Source organism: Exiguobacterium acetylicum (assembly GCF_022170825.1).
GTDB classification, from domain to species: Bacteria; Bacillota; Bacilli; order Exiguobacteriales; family Exiguobacteriaceae; genus Exiguobacterium_A; species Exiguobacterium_A acetylicum_B.
This window is the reverse complement of the sequence record NZ_CP081878.1, coordinates 3,111,016-3,127,982: the sequence shown is the minus strand read 5'-3', so window position 1 is coordinate 3,127,982 and position 16,967 is coordinate 3,111,016. Positions and strand designations below refer to the sequence as shown.

16 protein-coding genes and 1 riboswitch are annotated in these 16,967 nt (G+C 47.9%); of the genes, 8 read left to right on the top strand and 8 right to left on the bottom strand.

Features of this window, described 5'->3' with window-relative positions; genetic code table 11:
- Positions 1-34 precede the first annotated feature (34 nt).
- The 4 genes from gnd to K6T22_RS16225 are packed head-to-tail and all read right to left on the bottom strand — an operon-like array spanning position 35 to position 5,077.
- Entirely contained in the window at positions 35-1,435 is a 1,401-nt protein-coding gene (gnd, locus tag K6T22_RS16240) for a decarboxylating NADP(+)-dependent phosphogluconate dehydrogenase (protein ID WP_238238291.1), read from the bottom strand.
- A 20-nt stretch (positions 1,436-1,455) separates the two neighbouring features.
- Entirely contained in the window at positions 1,456-2,802 is a 1,347-nt protein-coding gene (locus tag K6T22_RS16235) for a GntP family permease (protein WP_238238290.1), read from the bottom strand.
- Positions 2,803-2,826: 24 nt separating this feature from the next.
- The gene (gene gntK, locus K6T22_RS16230) at positions 2,827-4,368 is read right to left on the bottom strand and encodes a gluconokinase (RefSeq protein ID WP_238238289.1); all 1,542 of its coding nucleotides are present in this window, start codon (positions 4,366-4,368) and stop codon (positions 2,827-2,829) included.
- On the bottom strand, positions 4,361-5,077 hold the full coding sequence (locus K6T22_RS16225) for a GntR family transcriptional regulator (protein WP_268022165.1): 717 nt from the start codon (positions 5,075-5,077) through the stop codon (positions 4,361-4,363). Before K6T22_RS16225 ends, gntK begins: the two co-directional genes overlap by 8 nt.
- 183 nt (positions 5,078-5,260) lie before the next feature.
- Between K6T22_RS16225 and K6T22_RS16220 the strand changes: the two genes are divergently transcribed.
- The 4 genes from K6T22_RS16220 to mmuM all read left to right on the top strand — a co-directional run bounded on the left by K6T22_RS16220 (position 5,261) and on the right by mmuM (position 10,448).
- Positions 5,261-6,175 carry a ketopantoate reductase family protein gene (locus K6T22_RS16220; RefSeq protein WP_238238287.1) on the top strand — a complete coding sequence of 305 codons (915 nt, stop codon included), beginning with the start codon at positions 5,261-5,263 and terminating at the stop codon, positions 6,173-6,175.
- 204 nt (positions 6,176-6,379) lie between these two features.
- Positions 6,380-7,846: a polysaccharide pyruvyl transferase family protein gene (locus K6T22_RS16215; protein WP_238238286.1), complete on the top strand. Its 1,467-nt coding sequence runs from the start codon at positions 6,380-6,382 to the stop codon at positions 7,844-7,846.
- A 109-nt stretch (positions 7,847-7,955) separates the two neighbouring features.
- A riboswitch (SAM riboswitch) is annotated at positions 7,956-8,057 on the top strand.
- Positions 8,058-8,134: 77 nt separating this feature from the next.
- Entirely contained in the window at positions 8,135-9,538 is a 1,404-nt protein-coding gene (locus K6T22_RS16210) for an amino acid permease (RefSeq protein ID WP_238238285.1), read from the top strand.
- Entirely contained in the window at positions 9,513-10,448 is a 936-nt protein-coding gene (gene mmuM / locus K6T22_RS16205; RefSeq protein WP_238238284.1) for a homocysteine S-methyltransferase, read from the top strand. Before K6T22_RS16210 ends, mmuM begins: the two co-directional genes overlap by 26 nt.
- Positions 10,449-10,517: 69 nt before the next feature.
- Here mmuM and K6T22_RS16200 read toward each other — a convergent pair whose 3' ends face one another.
- Positions 10,518-10,940: a MarR family winged helix-turn-helix transcriptional regulator gene (locus K6T22_RS16200; RefSeq protein WP_238238283.1), complete on the bottom strand. Its 423-nt coding sequence runs from the start codon at positions 10,938-10,940 to the stop codon at positions 10,518-10,520.
- A 182-nt stretch (positions 10,941-11,122) separates the two neighbouring features.
- Here K6T22_RS16200 and K6T22_RS16195 point away from each other — a divergent pair, with 182 nt between their 5' ends.
- Together K6T22_RS16195 and K6T22_RS16190 are read left to right on the top strand one after the other, a co-directional pair.
- On the top strand, positions 11,123-11,578 hold the full coding sequence (locus K6T22_RS16195; protein ID WP_238238282.1) for a CBS domain-containing protein: 456 nt from the start codon (positions 11,123-11,125) through the stop codon (positions 11,576-11,578).
- A gap of 26 nt (positions 11,579-11,604) precedes the next feature.
- Complete coding sequence (locus tag K6T22_RS16190) at positions 11,605-12,843, top strand: MFS transporter (RefSeq protein ID WP_238238280.1); 1,239 nt, start codon at positions 11,605-11,607, stop codon at positions 12,841-12,843.
- Positions 12,844-12,895: 52 nt separating this feature from the next.
- On the opposite strand, the gene K6T22_RS16185 is transcribed toward K6T22_RS16190, so the two are convergent.
- Positions 12,896-13,321 (bottom strand): DUF1801 domain-containing protein, encoded by a 426-nt coding sequence (locus K6T22_RS16185; protein ID WP_238238279.1) that lies wholly within the window; start codon positions 13,319-13,321, stop codon positions 12,896-12,898.
- Between the two features lie 86 nt (positions 13,322-13,407).
- On the opposite strand from K6T22_RS16185, the gene K6T22_RS16180 reads away from it, so the two are divergent.
- Positions 13,408-13,758: a hypothetical protein gene (locus K6T22_RS16180; protein ID WP_238238278.1), complete on the top strand. Its 351-nt coding sequence runs from the start codon at positions 13,408-13,410 to the stop codon at positions 13,756-13,758.
- 58 nt (positions 13,759-13,816) lie between these two features.
- Here the strand turns inward: K6T22_RS16180 and K6T22_RS16175 are convergent, their stop codons facing one another.
- Both K6T22_RS16175 and K6T22_RS16170 read right to left on the bottom strand, forming a co-directional pair.
- Positions 13,817-14,989 carry a M20 family metallopeptidase gene (locus K6T22_RS16175; RefSeq protein WP_238238277.1) on the bottom strand — a complete coding sequence of 391 codons (1,173 nt, stop codon included), beginning with the start codon at positions 14,987-14,989 and terminating at the stop codon, positions 13,817-13,819.
- Between the two features lie 140 nt (positions 14,990-15,129).
- Positions 15,130-15,960 carry an SDR family oxidoreductase gene (locus K6T22_RS16170; RefSeq protein ID WP_238238276.1) on the bottom strand — a complete coding sequence of 277 codons (831 nt, stop codon included), beginning with the start codon at positions 15,958-15,960 and terminating at the stop codon, positions 15,130-15,132.
- 136 nt (positions 15,961-16,096) lie between these two features.
- On the opposite strand from K6T22_RS16170, the gene K6T22_RS16165 reads away from it, so the two are divergent.
- Entirely contained in the window at positions 16,097-16,966 is an 870-nt protein-coding gene (locus tag K6T22_RS16165; RefSeq protein WP_238238275.1) for a hypothetical protein, read from the top strand.
- The last annotated feature ends 1 nt before the right edge of the window (position 16,967 follow it).

Sequence of the window (16,967 nt, the reverse complement as noted above, 5' to 3'; positions counted from 1 at the left end):
ACCTAAATGAAACAGGAGTCGGGATCTGTATTCCTTATTGCCAGTCTGTATGGAAGATGCCTTCGCGGTCTGTTCGAGCATACGTGTGAGCTCCGAAATAATCGCGTTGCGCTTGCAGCATGTTGGCATTCGAATTTGCTGTCCGGTAGCTATCATAATACGTCAACGACGTTGATAGACATGGTAGGGCGAAACCAGACAGAGCACCCTCAGCAACAACATGGCGTAACGATTCTTGATACGCCTGTACTTTCTCAGCGAAGAACGGTGCAAGCATCAAGTTCGAGAGATTCGCATCATTTTTAAACGCGTCACTGATGACGTTCAAGAAGTCGGCCCGGATGATACATCCGCCGCGGAAAATCAAGGCAATCTCTTCAAGCCGTAGATTCCAGTCATACAATTCAGACGATGTCCGGTACTGGGTAAAGCCTTGCGCGTAAGCTGCGACTTTCCCCATATAAAGCGCTTGACGAATCCGTTCGACCCACGCGTCTCGCTCAAGCGATGACAAGTCTTCTGGTCCCTTCAAGACAGCAGACGCTGCGACGCGTTCTTCTTTAACAGCCGAGAGGTAACGCGCGAACAAGGCTTCCGTAATGATAGAAGAGGCGATCCCATTATCAATGGCTTGCAGGCTCGTCCATTTTCCTGTTCCTTTTTGACCGGCTTGATCGAGAATGACATCGATCAACGGTTGTCCTGTTTCGTCATCCGTTTTCCGGAGGATATCTGCTGTAATCTCGATCAGGTAACTTTTCAGTTCGCCTGCGTTCCACTCAGCAAAGATGTCTGCAACTTCCGTGACATCAAGTCCGAGACGGAATCGAAGGAAACTGTACGCTTCTGCGATCAGTTGCATGTCGGCGTATTCAATGCCGTTATGAACCATCTTGACGAAGTGACCGGCACCTTTAGGACCGATATAGACACAACATGGATCGCCTTCGACGTGAGCGGCGATTTTCGTCAAGATCGGTGCGACATGGTCGTACGCTTCTTTTGATCCACCCGGCATGATCGCAGGGCCGGTCCGTGCGCCGACTTCTCCACCCGATACACCGACGCCGATGTATTCAATCCCGTGGCGTTGTAGTTCATCAAAACGGCGCTCTGTATCGAGGAAGTGCGAGTTCCCACCATCCATGATGATATCGCCTGCTTCAAGATGCGGAAGTAACGATTCGATGACCGAATCAATCGCGCTACCAGCCGTAACCATCATGAAGATTTTACGCGGGCGAGCGAGTGACTGAACGAATGCTTCGATATCGTAGTACGGATGGAGTGGTAATCCTTCATCATGTGCGACGAGATCATCTGTTAAATCACGTGTGTAGTTATAGATGGCGACTTCTTCTTGATGACTCGCCATATTCAGTGCTAAGTTGCGGCCCATGACACCAAGACCGATGACTCCGATAGAATGTTGCATAAGTAGAACGACTCCTTTTTTTAGACGACGAGGCTGAGGAGAAGAACGAAACCAAGTCCACAAACGGAAATGATCGTCTCAAGCACAGTCCATGTCGCAAACGTTTCTTTTAATGATAATCCGAAATACTCTTTAAACATCCAGAAACCAGCATCGTTGACGTGTGAAGCGATCAGACTACCTGCACCAGTCGCGAGAACGACGAGTGCTAAGTTGACGTCGGATTGCTCAAGTAACGGAATGACGAGACCTGCTGTCGATAAGGCAGCGACTGTTGCGGAACCGAGTGAGATCCGGAGAATTGCAGCGATCAACCAAGCGAGTAGAATCGGAGATAACGCCGATCCCTCAAATAATTGGGCGACGTATTTCCCAACACCACCGTCAATCAAGACTTGCTTGAAGGCACCGCCACCACCAATGATCAACAGCATCATCCCGATTTGGGCGATCGCTGTCGTACAGGATTCCATGACCGATTGCATCGGGATCTTGCGGGCAATTCCCATCGTGTAGACCGCGACGAGTAGTGAAATCAGCATCGCCGTTGAAGCGTTCCCGATGAATTCAATCGCCGAGATGACACTGTTTTCACCCCAACCGAGTGTCTCTTGTAAGAGTGTGAAGATTGTTGCGATCGACATCAAGAGGACCGGTAGCATCGCAGTGAAGACACTGATACCGAAGCCTGGTGTCTCTTCTAAATCAAATTCTTTTTGTTCCCCGAGTGACGCGATGTTTCCTGTCCGTGTAAACGATTCAGGTACGAGTCGTTTTGCGATTTTCGTAAAAATTGGCCCGGCGATGATGACGGTCGGAACAGCAACGATGAAACCATACAATAAGACTTCCCCGATATTTGCTTTATACTCACCAGCGATGACAGTCGGACCTGGGTGAGGTGGTAAGAATCCGTGCGTGACGGATAGGGCAGCGACCATCGGAATCCCAAGATATAAGATCGAGACACGAAGTTGACGTGAAATCGCAAAGACGATTGGAATCAACAGAACGAGTCCGACTTCGAAGAAGAGTGCAATCCCGATGATGAACGAAGCAACGACGACCGCCCATTGGATGTTCTTTTCCCCGAATCGTGCAACAAGCGTCATAGCGATTCGCTGCGCCCCCCCGGCGTCAGCGATCAGCTTTCCAAGCATGGCACCAAGACCAAAGATCAGTGCCAAGTGACCAAGCGTTCCTCCGATACCAGCTTCGATCGTCTTGACGATCTGATCGAGTGGCATGCCGAGCAGTAGTGCAACGCCAAAGGAAACGATGATGAGTGAGACGAACGTATTTAATTTCAACCCCATGATGAGAACGAGCAACGCAACGATCCCAATTCCTACGATGACTAAAGGCATGATGACTTCCCCCAAAAGATTAAGTTAGTTTTCTTCTTGAATCAAGCTCCGTTGATACGCAGCAATTCGTTTATGATCTGCAGATAATGTCCGCGCCAGGCTAATGAAAATCGGTAAGAGCTGACGGTATTCATGCATCGCTTCTTCATTTGGTACATGGCGATGCGTTTCCCCGATCATCTCGGAGACGACTTCGAACGAATCGACTTCCCCAGTCGCATACAGTCCGAGAATACAAGCACCGAGACATGAACTTTCGAAACTTTCCGGAATGACGACTTCCGATTCGAAGATGTCCGCCATCATTTGGCGCCAGACTTCAGACCGAGCAAAACCACCTGTTGCCTGAATCCGTGTCACGGGACCGTCCATGCACTCAATCAGGGCGAGGAAGACGGTGTAGAGATTGTAGATGACGCCTTCCAGTGCCGCCCGGATCATATGCTCTTTTTTATGCGAGAGAGTCAAACCGAAGAACGAACCGCTGACATCCGGATTCCATAGCGGCGCTCGTTCACCGGACAAGTAAGGGTGGAACAATAACCCGTCGGATCCTGGGCGGACGCGTTCGGCAATCTTCGTCAGGACGGCGTACGGATCGATGCCAAGGCGTTTTGCTGTCTCGACTTCTGCTGACGCGAGTTCGTCTCGGATCCATCGTAAGACCATTCCGCCATTATTGACGGGCCCACCGATGACCCAGTGGTCCTCGGTCAGGGCGTAACAGAACGTCCGTCCCTTTTCATCGGTCTGCGGACGATTGATAATCGTCCGAATGGCACCGCTCGTTCCGATCGTGATCGCAATTTCTCCTTTACGAATCGCGTTGACACCTAAGTTAGAAAGGACACCATCACTGGCACCGACTAAAAATGGTGTATCGACGGACAGTCCCATTTGTCGTGCATAATCGGCATTCAGTCCGGTACATGACGTCGTCGTCGGTACGGGTTCCGATAAATAGCTCGCATCGATTCCCGCGACGTGTAACGCACCAGTATCCCAGCCTAATTCATGAATATTGAAGAGACCGGTTGCTGAAGCGAGAGAGTGGTCGATGACATATGTTCCGAACAGTCGTTGGAAAACGAATTCCTTGATCCCGATATACTTTTTCGTCAAGGCATGGATTTCTGGGCGATCTTCGACGAGCCAACTGATTTTACTCAGTGGTGACATCGGATGGATCGGCGTACCGGTCCGGTGATAGATCGATAGACCATACTGCTCCTTGATTTTGTTCGACCATGCTTCACTGCGACTGTCCGCCCAGGTGATGCAAGCAGTTAATGGTTGGTGTTGTGCGTCCATCGCAATCAAACTGTGCATGGCACTGCTGAATGCGACAAACTTCGGTGGCATGCTCGGATGACGTTTTGTGATTAAGCGGATCGATTCGAGTACGGCATCGAAAATTTCTTCCGGATCTTGTTCTGCCGTTGAACGGTTCGGCGTATAGAGTGGATAACCGACATTCGTTTGTCCGATGACCTCTCCTTTTGTCGTAAATAAGACCGCCTTCGTACTCGTCGTTCCGATATCGACGCCTAACATGTATTCAGTCATGTGAATCGACTCCTTTCGACATCATTTGTTGCGTTTTCCAGAGATCTTCGACTTCCTGGACGTCATCAAAGTTCTGATGTAAGGAAGCAACCATCCGTTCACGATCCCCTGTCTCGATCGCTTCGATGTACAGGGCATGGTTCGCGAGGATGCGTTCGAAGTCTTCGATGTCTTCCTCGAATCGTACCCGCATCGATAGGAGGATGAAACTTTCCATGACCGGTTTGAGATTTTGCCAAATCATACTGACATACCCGTGATCAATCGAGCGGATGATCGTTTCGTGAAACAGCACATCTTGGAAAGAGAATTCATCGGCATCCTTATATTTGATAGCGACCTTCATCATTTCGAGAATCTTACTCAGTTCACGGACGAGCTCCGATCGTTCAATCTTGACGAGTCGCTCAAAGACGAACGTCTCGATGAGAAGCCGGACATCATAGATTTCTTGAATGTCACGCTCGGATAAACCGACGACGACCGCCCCCATTCGTTCTAGACGAATCAACTGCTCGGATGCAAGAACCTTTAGTGCATCACGGACGGGCGATCGACTGACGGAAAAGTCAGAGGCTAATTTGTTTTCGGATAAAATGGTACCGCTTTCAATACGTCCTGAAATGATACGCATCCGTAGTTCGTGCGCAACACGATCTCCAGCGGAAGCTTTTGATAACCACTTCAAGGGGTATAACAGTTCTGACAATGGAATCACCTGATTTCTAAAGTGAGTATACTTGTATACAAGTTAGTATATACGTTTTTTTCTAAAATGCAAACGCTTAACTTAAATCTGAATGCGTTAACCTGAAGTCAGGAAAACGATTCCAAATATGTTAGGGTGAAGGAGTAAACGGCACACAGAACGGGTAAGGAGGAGATAGTACATATGAACATTTTAGTCGTAGGTGCAGGGGCAGTCGGAGGGTATTTCGGAGGTCGTCTTGCTGAACAAGGTGAACAGGTGACATTCCTCGTTCGTCCGAAACGTTATGAACAGCTACAAAAAACAGGACTACAAATTACGAGTCCTCATGGAGATTTCACGATCACGCCTCAGTTAATGACACGAGATATGCGACCAGATCACGTCTTCGACGTCGTATTGCTTTCGACGAAAGCTTATCACTTAGATGATGTCTTGCAAGATCTTATGCCATTCGTCTCGACTAATACGTATATCATTCCTTTATTGAACGGGATGCAGCATATTCGACGGTTAACAGAAGTCTTTGGAGAAGACCGAGTGCTTGGAGGACTCTGTTTCATTGAGTCAACGCTTGATGCGGAAGGACGCATTTTACAGACAAGCCCGTCACATCGACTATTGTTTGGTTCTCGTACTGGTAAGCCAACAGCCCGTCTAAAAGAGATCGCAGCGTGTTTTGCGAAAACAAAGGCGCCGATGACGTACTCGATGCATATCATGGATGACATGTGGCAAAAGTACCTCTTCATTTCGACGTTCGCTGGCGTGACGACGCTCTTTCGTTCCGCGATCGGTCCGATTCGACAAGAGTCTGTCGGGCGTCAGATGATTGTAGACGTCATGAAGGAAGCGAAACAGGCAATGGAAGAACAAGGAGCAATCTTTAATGATGATGCAGAAACGGTACTTCTGAAACAGATGAATGCGATGGAAGATACGATGAAATCATCGATGTTGCGCGATATGGAAAAAGGTCAGCCAGTCGAAGTGGAACATTTTTTCAGTGCCTTGTTAGAACCTACGTCGACAGAACGGTTGAAAGCTTTAAAATTGGTCGAAGCAAACTTGCGCATGTATCTTGGAACGATTGAATAGTTACATTTTTCTATTTTAGAGAAATAATGGAGTGGTCCTAATGTTTCGTTTTGATGACGAAAGACCTGTTTCCCTTAGGATTCGTTGACTTTCGAAATAAAGTTCATCTATTCTTAATGAGATTGAAAAAAGTGATAATATATTTTTCCGTATTTTTTTCTTGCAAGGACGAATGAAACAGCTGAGAGGGGAAGTTTATCCATTATGAAACGTATTATTATTCGTGCAGGTATGACACCATTCGAACAGTTCGATGCTCCTTATTTGATGAAACATAATTCCATTGGAGGAAACGTTGGAAATCTCATTTATCAATACAGTATCTTTCGGACGTTGATGACGGAAGGTACAACGATTACACCGGACTATTACTATTACGATGAAGAACGAGCAGATGAGATCAATGCAAACTTCGATCTCTACGTCATTCCGTTAGCAGACGCATTCCGAAAAGAATTCGTACCGACGTTACGGAAGTACACACGTCTCATCAAAAAATTAAAAATTCCAGTCGTCGTCATCGGTGTCGGGTTACGTGCACCGTTTGAACCAGACTTAGACCGCGGATTCCCGTTCGATGAAGATGTTAAAGCATTCGTCAGCGCCGTTCTTGAGCGTTCGAGCATGCTTGGTCTTCGTGGGGAAATCACGTCGAAATACTTAACGCGTCTTGGCTTCCGCGAGGGGATCGATCACCGTGTCATCGGATGTCCTTCGATGTATGCGTTTGGTCGTGATTTGAATATCCGCGAAACGAACATTACGCCTGAATCGATGATTACGGTTAACTCGTCACGCTTGGCACCACAAAACGTTCTTGATTTCATTACGCGCGGGATGGAAGAGTATCCGAATCATTACTTCATTCCACAGTGGATGAAGGAACTGAAATTGACGTATACAGGAACGCATCCAATCGCGGACTTGTCTGTGACGAACTATCCAGTGAAGATGTCGGATCCTGCTTATATGAATGACCGTGTTCGTTTCTTCTTGAACGCACAAACGTGGTTCGATTTCATCGGACAAGCAGACCTCAGCTTCGGAGCTCGTTTACACGGAAACATCACGGCGACGCTTGCGGGTACGCCAAGCATTCTCATTCCAAAGGATGCACGGATGCGCGAATTGACGGATTATCATCAATTGACACATATTTGGGCGAACGATATCAAAGCAGATACACAATTATCTGACGTCGTAGCAAACGCTGACTTCCAAAGTCCAGTACGTGTTCAAGCACGTAACTTCGACAACTTCGTTGATTTCTTGAATGTCAATAATCTTGAGCATATCTATCAAGAGACGAACTATCCTGAGAATGTTCCGTTTGATCGTCAAATGGCACAAACCGAGTTGCTCCCACCGGTCCAACCGATCTCTGGCGTGAGTCTTGAGGAAGCAGTAGCACGTTTCGAACGTTTCTTCCCAGAACAAGAGAAGAAGATTGCGGATGCACAAAAGCAGACGAAAGCGCAATTAGCTGAAAAAGATAAGAAAATCAAAGCATTGCAGAAACAAACAGGAACGGCTCAAAAGGATCAAGAGATTGCAGCCTTGAAAGCGCAACTGGCCGAACAAACGAAAAAAATGAAACATCAGCAAGGAACATTGAACCGGAAAGCGGTTCGTGCAGCATTGAAAACAGCTGATTTATTCGCAAAAAAATAAAGCGTTCAAACATTCCGGGTCATCACGATGCGGAATGTTTTTTTGATAGGAGTATTCTGAATTGTGTTGACAATTCGAAAAAGACTTGATAGGGTTAGGAACAATTACATACTTATCCAGAGAGGTGGAGGGACTGGCCCTATGAAACCTCAGCAACAGGTCGAAAGATACTGTGCTAATTCCTGCGGGTGCTGCACCCGATCGATAAGATTTCCGAATTGTCGACCGACGCATCCGTGAGGATGCGTTTTTTGTTTGGAATAGGTTGAATGAGGAGGAAACGGATTCATGAAAACAAGCGGGGCTTTTCGACGAAAGATGGAATCACGTCATCTGATCATGCTGTCGTTAGGTGGTGTCATTGGAACAGGGTTATTTTTAAGTACAGGCTATACATTGGAACAAGCAGGGCGCGTCGGAACGATTTTGTCGTATTTGATCGGAGCCGTCGTCGTTTACTTAGTCATGTTAAGTCTCGGTGAACTGGCGGTGCACATGCCGGAAACCGGTTCATTCCATAAATACGCGACAAAGTATATCGGACCTGGCACAGGTTATACAGTGGCCTGGCTCTACTGGCTGACGTGGACGGTCGCCCTCGGTTCAGAATTCACGGCAGCAGGCATTTTGATGCAACGCTGGTTCCCATCCGTTCCTGTCTGGGTGTTCAGTGCATTATTCGCTGCGATGATCCTTGGGATCAACGTTTTGAAGGTCCGCGTGTTCGCTGAAGTCGAGTTTTGGTTCTCTGCCATTAAGGTCGTAACGATCATTGCGTTCATTTTACTTGGTGCCGGAGCAATCGTCGGCTTCATTCCATTGCAAGATGGTAGCCCGGCACCATTCTTTTCTTCATTAACCGAAGGTGGATTGTTCCCGAACGGTGCATTTGTCATCTTTATGACGATGCTTGCGGTGAACTTTGCTTACTCGGGAACGGAATTGATCGGTGTAGCAGCGGGTGAAGCGGTCGATCCGAAACGGACGATTCCGCTTGCAATCCGGACGACGATTCTACGACTGGTCCTCTTTTTCGTTGGGACGATCATCGTATTAGCCGTCTTGTTACCAACGGAAGGAAAGGGCGTACTTGAAAGTCCATTCGTCGCCGTGTTTGAACGAATTGGAATTCCCTACGCAGCAGACGTGATGAACTTCGTCATCTTGACCGCCATTTTGTCAGCTGCGAACTCTGGGCTTTATGCTGCCTCAAGGATGCTCTGGTCGCTTGCGAACGAACGCATGATTCCGCGCTTCTTTGCACAGGTGACGCCAAGTGGGGTTCCACTTCGAGCTGTATTGTTTAGCATGCTCGGTGGAGGACTTGCCTTGCTTTCTAGCATCTATGCAGCAGGAAGTGTCTATATCGCGCTCGTCTCGATTTCCGGACTTGCGGTTGTTGTCGTCTGGATGAGTATTAGTGTTGCGCAATATCGCTTCCGGAAACAATTCCTCCGCGAAGGGCATACGGTCGACGAATTAGTCTATCGTACACCACTCTTTCCATTCGTACCGATCGCAGCCTTCGTTGTCTGTTTGATTTCCCTGATTGGTATCGGATTTGATCCGACACAACGAATTGCCTTGTACTGCGGTATTCCATTCATCGTGATCTGTTATGTCGTTCATGCGTTCACGAATTCTTCTAAGAAACGGAGTGTTGAAGATGTCCCGAATCAAAAATCCAGTTGATCAACGATTACAGGAAGTTCCTTTTCTCATCTTAGATGGTGCCCTTGCGACCGAACTTGAACAAAAGGGATTCGACCTGAATGATCCGCTCTGGTCCGCACGCCTCTTAATTGAAGCACCGGAACAGATCGAACGCGTCCATCACGACTATTTTGAAGTAGGCGCAGACGTTGCCATCACCTCAAGCTATCAAGCAAGCATTGACGGATTGAAGCAACGTCACATCGAAACGGATGAAGCAAACGCTTTGATTCGTCAAACGGTCACATTGGCGCAAGATGCACGCGCGCGTAGCGGAAAGAGTGACGCACTGATTGCAGGATCGGTTGGTCCTTATGGGGCCTACTTAGCGGATGGTTCTGAATATCGCGGTCATTACGGTGTGTCACAGGACGTGCTAGAAGCTTTCCATCGACCACGGATCGAGGCATTAATTGAAGCAGGTGCTGATCTATTAGCGTTCGAGACGATTCCGTCGCTCGAGGAGGCAATCGTGTTATTCCGGATTCTCGAAGCCTATCCGGACGTCTCTGCTTGGTTGACGTTCTCGCTTCAAGATGCGACGCACATCAGTGAAGGAACGGCACTCGCGACATGCATCGAGACGATCGGACAGCACCCGCAACTAGCAGCAATCGGTGCAAATTGTTTTCCAGCGTCTTACGCGACTGATTTCATTCGCCACGTCAAGGCGTTGACGGATGTACCAATCATCGTCTATCCGAACTCTGGTGAGATCTATGATCCGGTCGCAAAAACCTGGTCGGGTACGAATCAGTGTACATCGTTTCAAACTGTCGCGAAGACGTGGTATGAGGCAGGGGCACGATTGATTGGCGGTTGTTGCCGGACGTCACCCGAGCATATCGCACAAATTCGGTCGGTTTGTCAGGTTTCTCATACATCATGAATAATGACGAAAAGAACGGACGCGAAATCGATTGATTTCGCGTCCGTTCTTTTAAATGGTGTAATTCCGTTATCGTTCGCGCAAAGCACGGTTGAATTGTTGCAACAGGCGTCCGAAATCTTTGGCATCATCTGCCGGCCAATCCGTCAGGAGACGTTCGATGCTCGCGAGGCGCGCTGTCCGGTAAATCGTGAGCTCTTCTTGTCCTTTATCTGTGATGTGATAGAAGAAGGCCCGTCCATCTGTCGGATCTTTTACTTTTTCAACGAGTTGTTTCTGATCAAGTGCCGCGGCTTGGCGACTGACGGTTGAGACATCGAGCTGAAGCTCACGGGCAAGCGTTTTGACACCGACCTTGCCGGAATCCGCTAATTGTCGCAGTAAGAGGTAGGAAGCACGATCCAAATTACGATTGTCAGCCGTCGCTGTCGTTAAGCGTCGGATCAGAATCGCTAGCTCCAATTCAATGGTTTCGAGTGCTTGTTGAGACATCGGGTATCTCCCCTTTCGAAAAAGTCTCTCTGTCCCTCATGATTACCCAATGTGGATAAGCTGTCAATGCGAAAAGCAGGAGGCTTGACAGAGTTGTAGTTGTATTATACAATCATTTTTGTTCTTTTAATTGTATCATACAACTTTAATAGATGAGAAACGAACGACAAAGGAGAATTCAGATGAAAGCTTATGAGTCGATGAAACAAGAAGTCATCACGGTACACGATACAGATCTGATTCGTACGGTCATTGAACGATTCATTCAGTCGGGTATTAGTGGCGTTCCCGTCATCAATGCCGAGCAGGAGGTCGTCGGATATATCAGTGACGGAGATATCATGCGAGCGATCGGGAAACACAAAGACATCATCGTCGACACGTTCTTATATGTAGATGTCATCAAAGGGGACGAAGAAGGCTACGAAGACCGGATTCGTCACATCTTGAATCGACCTGTCATGGAGCTTGCACGCCTGAAGGTCGTAACAGCGGACGCTGATACAGAAATGGAAGAGATCGCGGCGACACTTGGCGCAAAACGAATCAAAAAACTTCCGATTCTCAAAGCAGGACGTCTTGTTGGGATCATTAGTCGGGGCGACGTTATCCGAAATTCGTTTAAACAGTTCATGTAACACAATCAATAGAAAGAAGGGACACTATGGCACTTGCTGAAAAAACAACGACGCTTGAGCCGGAAACGGTATTAGCAGAAAGTAAACATGGATTATTCCATCAACCGATTGCTGTTTGGGCAGTCTTTTTCGCCAGCATCACAGCATTCATGGGAATGGGTCTCGTCAATCCGGTCTTACCGACGATTGCCGAGAATTTAGAAGCATCAAAAAGTGAGGTAACGCTCTTATTTACAAGTTATAACGCCGTCATGGCATTTGCGATGTTAATCACGGGTGCGATCTCGTCACGGATCGGTCAAAAAGGAACATTAATGCTCGGGATCGCCGTCATCGCAGTCGTTGCTGGTTTTGCTTCACAAGCAGACAGCATTTGGACGCTCGTCGCGCTACGCGGTGGTTGGGGACTAGGAAACGCCTTGTTCGTCGCAACCGCACTCGCTGCGATCGTTTCGCTGTCATCGGGCGGAACAGCAAAAGCTATCATTTTGTATGAAGCAGCCGTTGGTCTTGGGATTTCGATTGGACCACTATTAGGCGGAACGCTCGGATCAATCACATGGCGCGCCCCATTCATGGGTGTTGCGACAATCATGGTCATTGCGTTTCTTGTCTTGCTTTTCTTAATGCCAAAACCAGCAGCATCTGCTGCACCGAAACAAAAGTTGTCGCTGAAAGCACCGTTCCAAGCGATGAAGCATCGTTCGCTGTTGACACTCGGAATCGTTGCAGCACTTTATAACGTTGGTTTCTTTACAATCATGGCTTATGCACCGTTCGTCATGAAGCTACCAGCTCAAGGACTCGGATTCGTCTTCCTCGGCTGGGGAATGTTACTTGCGATCACATCGGTTTTAACAGCTCCGAAACTAAAACAATGGTTCGGAACGATCAAAGCGATGGTCATGATGTTGATTACATTTGCGATCTTGCTTCTGTTAATGGGGATCTTTACGGAAACACCAGCCGTCGTCATCGTCTGTGTCATCTTGGCGGGAGCTGTGCTTGGGAATAATAACACGCTCATCACGACAGCTGTCATGGACGCAGCACCTGTCGAACGTTCGACAGCATCTGCGGCATACAGTTTCCTACGTTTTCTCGGGGCAGCCATTGCGCCATTCATGGCCGGTAAATTGGCTGAAATCTTCAACGCGAACTTACCGTTTTATGTCGGAAGTGGCTTTGTCCTCTTATCCGTCATCATCATCGGGGTCAATCTCAAACACATTCGCCATATCGATCGGACAGAAGGCGGACATTAATTCGATAACAGGACAGCCGAAGCGAATCCGCTTCGGCTGTTTTTGTGTGAAATCAAGAAGGGTACATGGTTTTTAACGTGTAAATCGAGTGCTCGATCATCGCTCGTAACACGTCTAGGTCGATGTCAGTCAATCGTTTGACGTAGATACAGGACTTACCGCGTCGATACGTACCGAGAGTGGCAAGCAGTCGTTCTGATACGTCGTCTTCACCAAGCGCGAGATACAGGACAAGATTCGTCTTCCGCGGAGAAAAACCGACATAAAAGCTGTCGCCCTCATGACCTGAGGCATAGCGATAATGATAGGCACCATAACCAATCAAGGAAGAACCCCAAAGGACGGCTTCGTATCCCGTGATCTCTTCGAAGAACTGACGTAATGTGATACCATCTGCTTGACGTTGCGGCGGTTCGACTTGTGCTAGAAAAGCGTCGACGGACTGTTCTGTAGGACCTGTTTTTGGCGAATCAGACATAAGCAGACTCCTTTCGCATTGAGAAGATATCGGTTACTTTCGAGAAAAGGAAGCGAATATCCTGTATAGGGAAGGGAGAGAATCGGATGGTACATCGAATAGCATTCAGAGGAGAAGGACATAGTGTAAAGTGGGAGATTTTAGACGTAGATTCAGTCAAAGAGGAATTGACGATTCAGATGACAGGAGAAAACAGCGAACAACGATTTTCCATCCCGTTCGTAGCATACGATGCGTTCATTCGCGATTTTGCCCGCGTTCATGAGTCTTTACAGGGGGAAGTCGTATTTGAGCAGGATACGGTTCATCTTAGCTTACGATACGACCGACTTGGTCGTGTCTTCATCACTTGGTCTGACGGGGAAACGAGTCATCAGTTTCGTAGTGACCAAAGTTATGTAAGTGAGGCGTTGGCTCAGCTTGGTGTGTACGAATAGAGACTAAAAAAGAAGGGACGACTTTGGGTATTGTACCCGAAAATCGTCCCTTCTTTGTTTAATGTGAGTGAAGTGCTTGATGCAGCGGTGTCTTAATTAAGTTGAAACAAAACGCAATTGTTTGTTCATATTCGGATAACAGAATCGACTCATCCACTTGGTGTGCAAGACGAAAATCATGGAAAGAAGCGATCGCAATCGGGAATGATTTTTTCGATTGGCTGAACATGGCACCATCCGTACCACCTGGAATAGCGATTTTTCGTGGTATGACGCCGCTGACCTGCTCCATCGTATCTGCGACCTGTTGTAAGAAAGGTGCCTGTTCATCGGTTTCACATGACGGAATATCCTTGATGACCGTCACGTTCATTTCAAACTCAGGGTCTTCTGCTACAAGGCGACGTTCGATTTCTGTAAAGGCAGCAAGAACATCCTCTCGACCGAATCCAGGAATCGTCCGAATGTCCATATAGAACGAAGCCTGGCTTGGAACGACATTCGGTCCTTCACCTCCTGAAATCGAGGTGATTGACGCAACGACTGGACCGAGCGCTGGGTGATGATTCATCGTGATCGAGAAGCGTTCCGACTTCACTTCCTGAATGACACGATACATGGCATCAATCGCATTGCGTCCGAGTTGCGGGGCAGAGCTGTGCGCACTTTTCCCGCGACACGTCACTTCGATTCCGACGACACCTTTTTGCGCATAACCAATCATCCCGCTCGTTGGTTCTGTGATCAACAAAGCATCTAAATCATCCGCATACCCTTGTTCGGTCAAATGACGAGCCCCTGTCATCCCATTTTCCTCATCGGATGTAATCAGAAGTTTGACGGTGTTCGGACGGTCTTGACGTTCTCTATATTGAATCAGTGCTTGCACCATCGCCATGACACCTGATTTCATATCTGAAGCACCGCGACCATAAATGCGTCCATCTTCGATTTCACCACCGTACGGATCTTTCGTCCAGCCATCTCCTTGCACCGGAACCGTATCGAGATGTCCAGATAGCCCGAGCACGGCAGGACGTGAAACGTCTTCGCTCGCCGGAACGGTCGCGACGAGACAGATTCGTTTCGGTGAGACTTCAATCCATTCTGTCGTAATTTGATGATCGATCAGTAAGTCGTACACATAACGTGCGACGGCTTCTTCCCCGTCCATCGGATTGACGCTTGGAATTTGAAGACACCGTTGTAAGTAAGTAATGGCTGTTTGCATAAATATTTCCCCCTTTACCTATCCTGTACCCTGATAAAAATACTTCAGGGAGGTAAACGAATTCGGAAAATAATTTACGGGTCTGAACGTCTTGAGATAAAAGAAAAACGGTGCAACCGGAGGGTTACACCGTAAGATCATCATTCACTTTTTTCTGCTTCATCTTTCCACTTCGAATCGATCAACATCTCTCCCGGCCATGTATAGGCCATGATACCACCGTCCGCTGTAATGTCCTCACCTGTGACATACGAGCTGTCATCAGATGCGAGGAAGAGAGCGACCGTTGCCATCTCGCGTGGTTTACCGAGTCGTCCGAGTGGTGTGATCCAAGCGTTCGCATCACGGAACTGTTTACCTTGCTCTTTTTCTTTTTCACCGACAAGTGTATCGATGAGTGGTGTTTCGATCGTTCCTGGCGACAACGAATTGACACGAATGCCATGACGCGCATAATCAATTGCCATCGCGCGTGTGAAGTTCGCAATCCCGCCTTTTGCTGCGTTATAACCGGACCGGTTCAAGTCAGCTGCGCGACCCGACATCGATGACGTATTAATGATTGAACCACCGTTATCAAGCATGAGTGGGATCAAGAATTTACTGACGAGGAATGTACCGCGCAAGTCGACAGCAATGATCCGGTCGAAGAGATCGATTGGATAATCGTGGACTTTCCCGCCTTGTTCATCGATTCCGGCATTGTTGAAGAGGACGTCGACTGTACCGTATGTCTCTTTGATGTGCTTCGCAAGTTGCTCGACACTCTCGACGTCTGAGACGTCGACATGGACGGCTTCCGCTTTCCCGCCTTGTTGTGTAATCTGTTCTACTGTTTGTTGTGCTTTTTCAAGTGAGACATCGGCACAGACGACCGTTGCTCCCTGTTCTGCGAAGACAAGTGCGGTCGCTTGTCCAATCCCTGTTGCCGAGCCGGTAATGACAGCTACTTTTTGATCGAGTCTACCCATTTGTTAAATCCCTCCTAAGTCGTATCATTCACCTTATGAAAGATTCCCGGAGAAATGGAGATTAAACCCATCGATGCGTCTAGTGTTAGCGGATAGGGGGTACATCTACAACAGCACAATCGCTGTATAGAGGGAGATGAGAACGCTGACATCCGAGCAATGGCAACTTGCCAAAAAATTATTACACGAAGCCGTCCAGTATCAAATGATACTCGAGAAGAGTGCATTCGCAAGTGAATTGATCGACCAAACGACACCTGTCCTCTGGTTTGGTGATGCGACGCGTAGCAGTTGGATAACGATCGCGACGAACCCATCCCGATCGCAGTTTTTAGACCGGACGGGTGCATTACGATTTGACGAGCACGGTCCGCTTTTCATACGTCCACAATCCATGACATGGAATGCGTATTTACAAGAAGAGACATTGACGGAATCGATCCGGCGCTTCAATAGCTACTTCAAACAACCAAATGTGTACCGGACCTGGTTCGGTCGACCGGGTGGCGGTAAGCTCGAAGGATTCTTGAATGGACTCGGTGCATCGTTTTACGAGAAGACGCTTGATTCAGTCATTCATCTGGATTTTTTCCCGTTTCCGACATACCACTACATGGGAGCAATCAAAGAACGTGGATTGTTGGAAGATAGTCCGTTCGGTCAGACATTTTTGTTACGCCTGCTTGAACTGTTTTCGATAAAAGGAATCATCCTACTCGGGAAGGAACACACGGAACGATTTGCGAAGCTTGAACCAGACATCGATTGGACGACCTATCAACCAACGGATTATCCGGACGCGATTTTTCAAGTCAGCTTTTCGTCACGATTTCAGGTACCTGTCGTCGGGCTCCACTTCAAACCAAGTGAACAGTTCATCGGTCTCGGTAATCGAAAGGATGAAAATGGCGTCAGCCATGGCACCTACGGGTCAGCAGAACACTTACGTCAAATCGGAATGATCGTCCGTGAAAAAGTCACGACCTACAGTGAAAAAGGAGATTGAC

What these genes read in the sequence shown, in the direction of transcription:
- K6T22_RS16180 (WP_238238278.1), top strand. Translation starts at nt 13,408, where the DNA reads ATGGTACATCGAATAGCATTCAGAGGAGAAGGACATAGTGTAAAGTGG.
- K6T22_RS16170 (WP_238238276.1), bottom strand. Translation starts at nt 15,960, where the DNA reads ATGGGTAGACTCGATCAAAAAGTAGCTGTCATTACCGGCTCGGCAACA.
- K6T22_RS16220 (WP_238238287.1), top strand. Translation starts at nt 5,261, where the DNA reads ATGAACATTTTAGTCGTAGGTGCAGGGGCAGTCGGAGGGTATTTCGGA.
- gntK (WP_238238289.1), bottom strand. Translation starts at nt 4,368, where the DNA reads ATGACTGAATACATGTTAGGCGTCGATATCGGAACGACGAGTACGAAG.
- K6T22_RS16195 (WP_238238282.1), top strand. Translation starts at nt 11,123, where the DNA reads ATGAAAGCTTATGAGTCGATGAAACAAGAAGTCATCACGGTACACGAT.
- K6T22_RS16185 (WP_238238279.1), bottom strand. Translation starts at nt 13,321, where the DNA reads ATGTCTGATTCGCCAAAAACAGGTCCTACAGAACAGTCCGTCGACGCT.
- K6T22_RS16190 (WP_238238280.1), top strand. Translation starts at nt 11,605, where the DNA reads ATGGCACTTGCTGAAAAAACAACGACGCTTGAGCCGGAAACGGTATTA.
- K6T22_RS16200 (WP_238238283.1), bottom strand. Translation starts at nt 10,940, where the DNA reads ATGTCTCAACAAGCACTCGAAACCATTGAATTGGAGCTAGCGATTCTG.
- mmuM (WP_238238284.1), top strand. Translation starts at nt 9,513, where the DNA reads ATGTCCCGAATCAAAAATCCAGTTGATCAACGATTACAGGAAGTTCCT.
- K6T22_RS16235 (WP_238238290.1), bottom strand. Translation starts at nt 2,802, where the DNA reads ATGCCTTTAGTCATCGTAGGAATTGGGATCGTTGCGTTGCTCGTTCTC.
- gnd (WP_238238291.1), bottom strand. Translation starts at nt 1,435, where the DNA reads ATGCAACATTCTATCGGAGTCATCGGTCTTGGTGTCATGGGCCGCAAC.
- K6T22_RS16215 (WP_238238286.1), top strand. Translation starts at nt 6,380, where the DNA reads ATGAAACGTATTATTATTCGTGCAGGTATGACACCATTCGAACAGTTC.
- K6T22_RS16210 (WP_238238285.1), top strand. Translation starts at nt 8,135, where the DNA reads ATGAAAACAAGCGGGGCTTTTCGACGAAAGATGGAATCACGTCATCTG.
- K6T22_RS16165 (WP_238238275.1), top strand. Translation starts at nt 16,097, where the DNA reads ATGAGAACGCTGACATCCGAGCAATGGCAACTTGCCAAAAAATTATTA.
- K6T22_RS16175 (WP_238238277.1), bottom strand. Translation starts at nt 14,989, where the DNA reads ATGCAAACAGCCATTACTTACTTACAACGGTGTCTTCAAATTCCAAGC.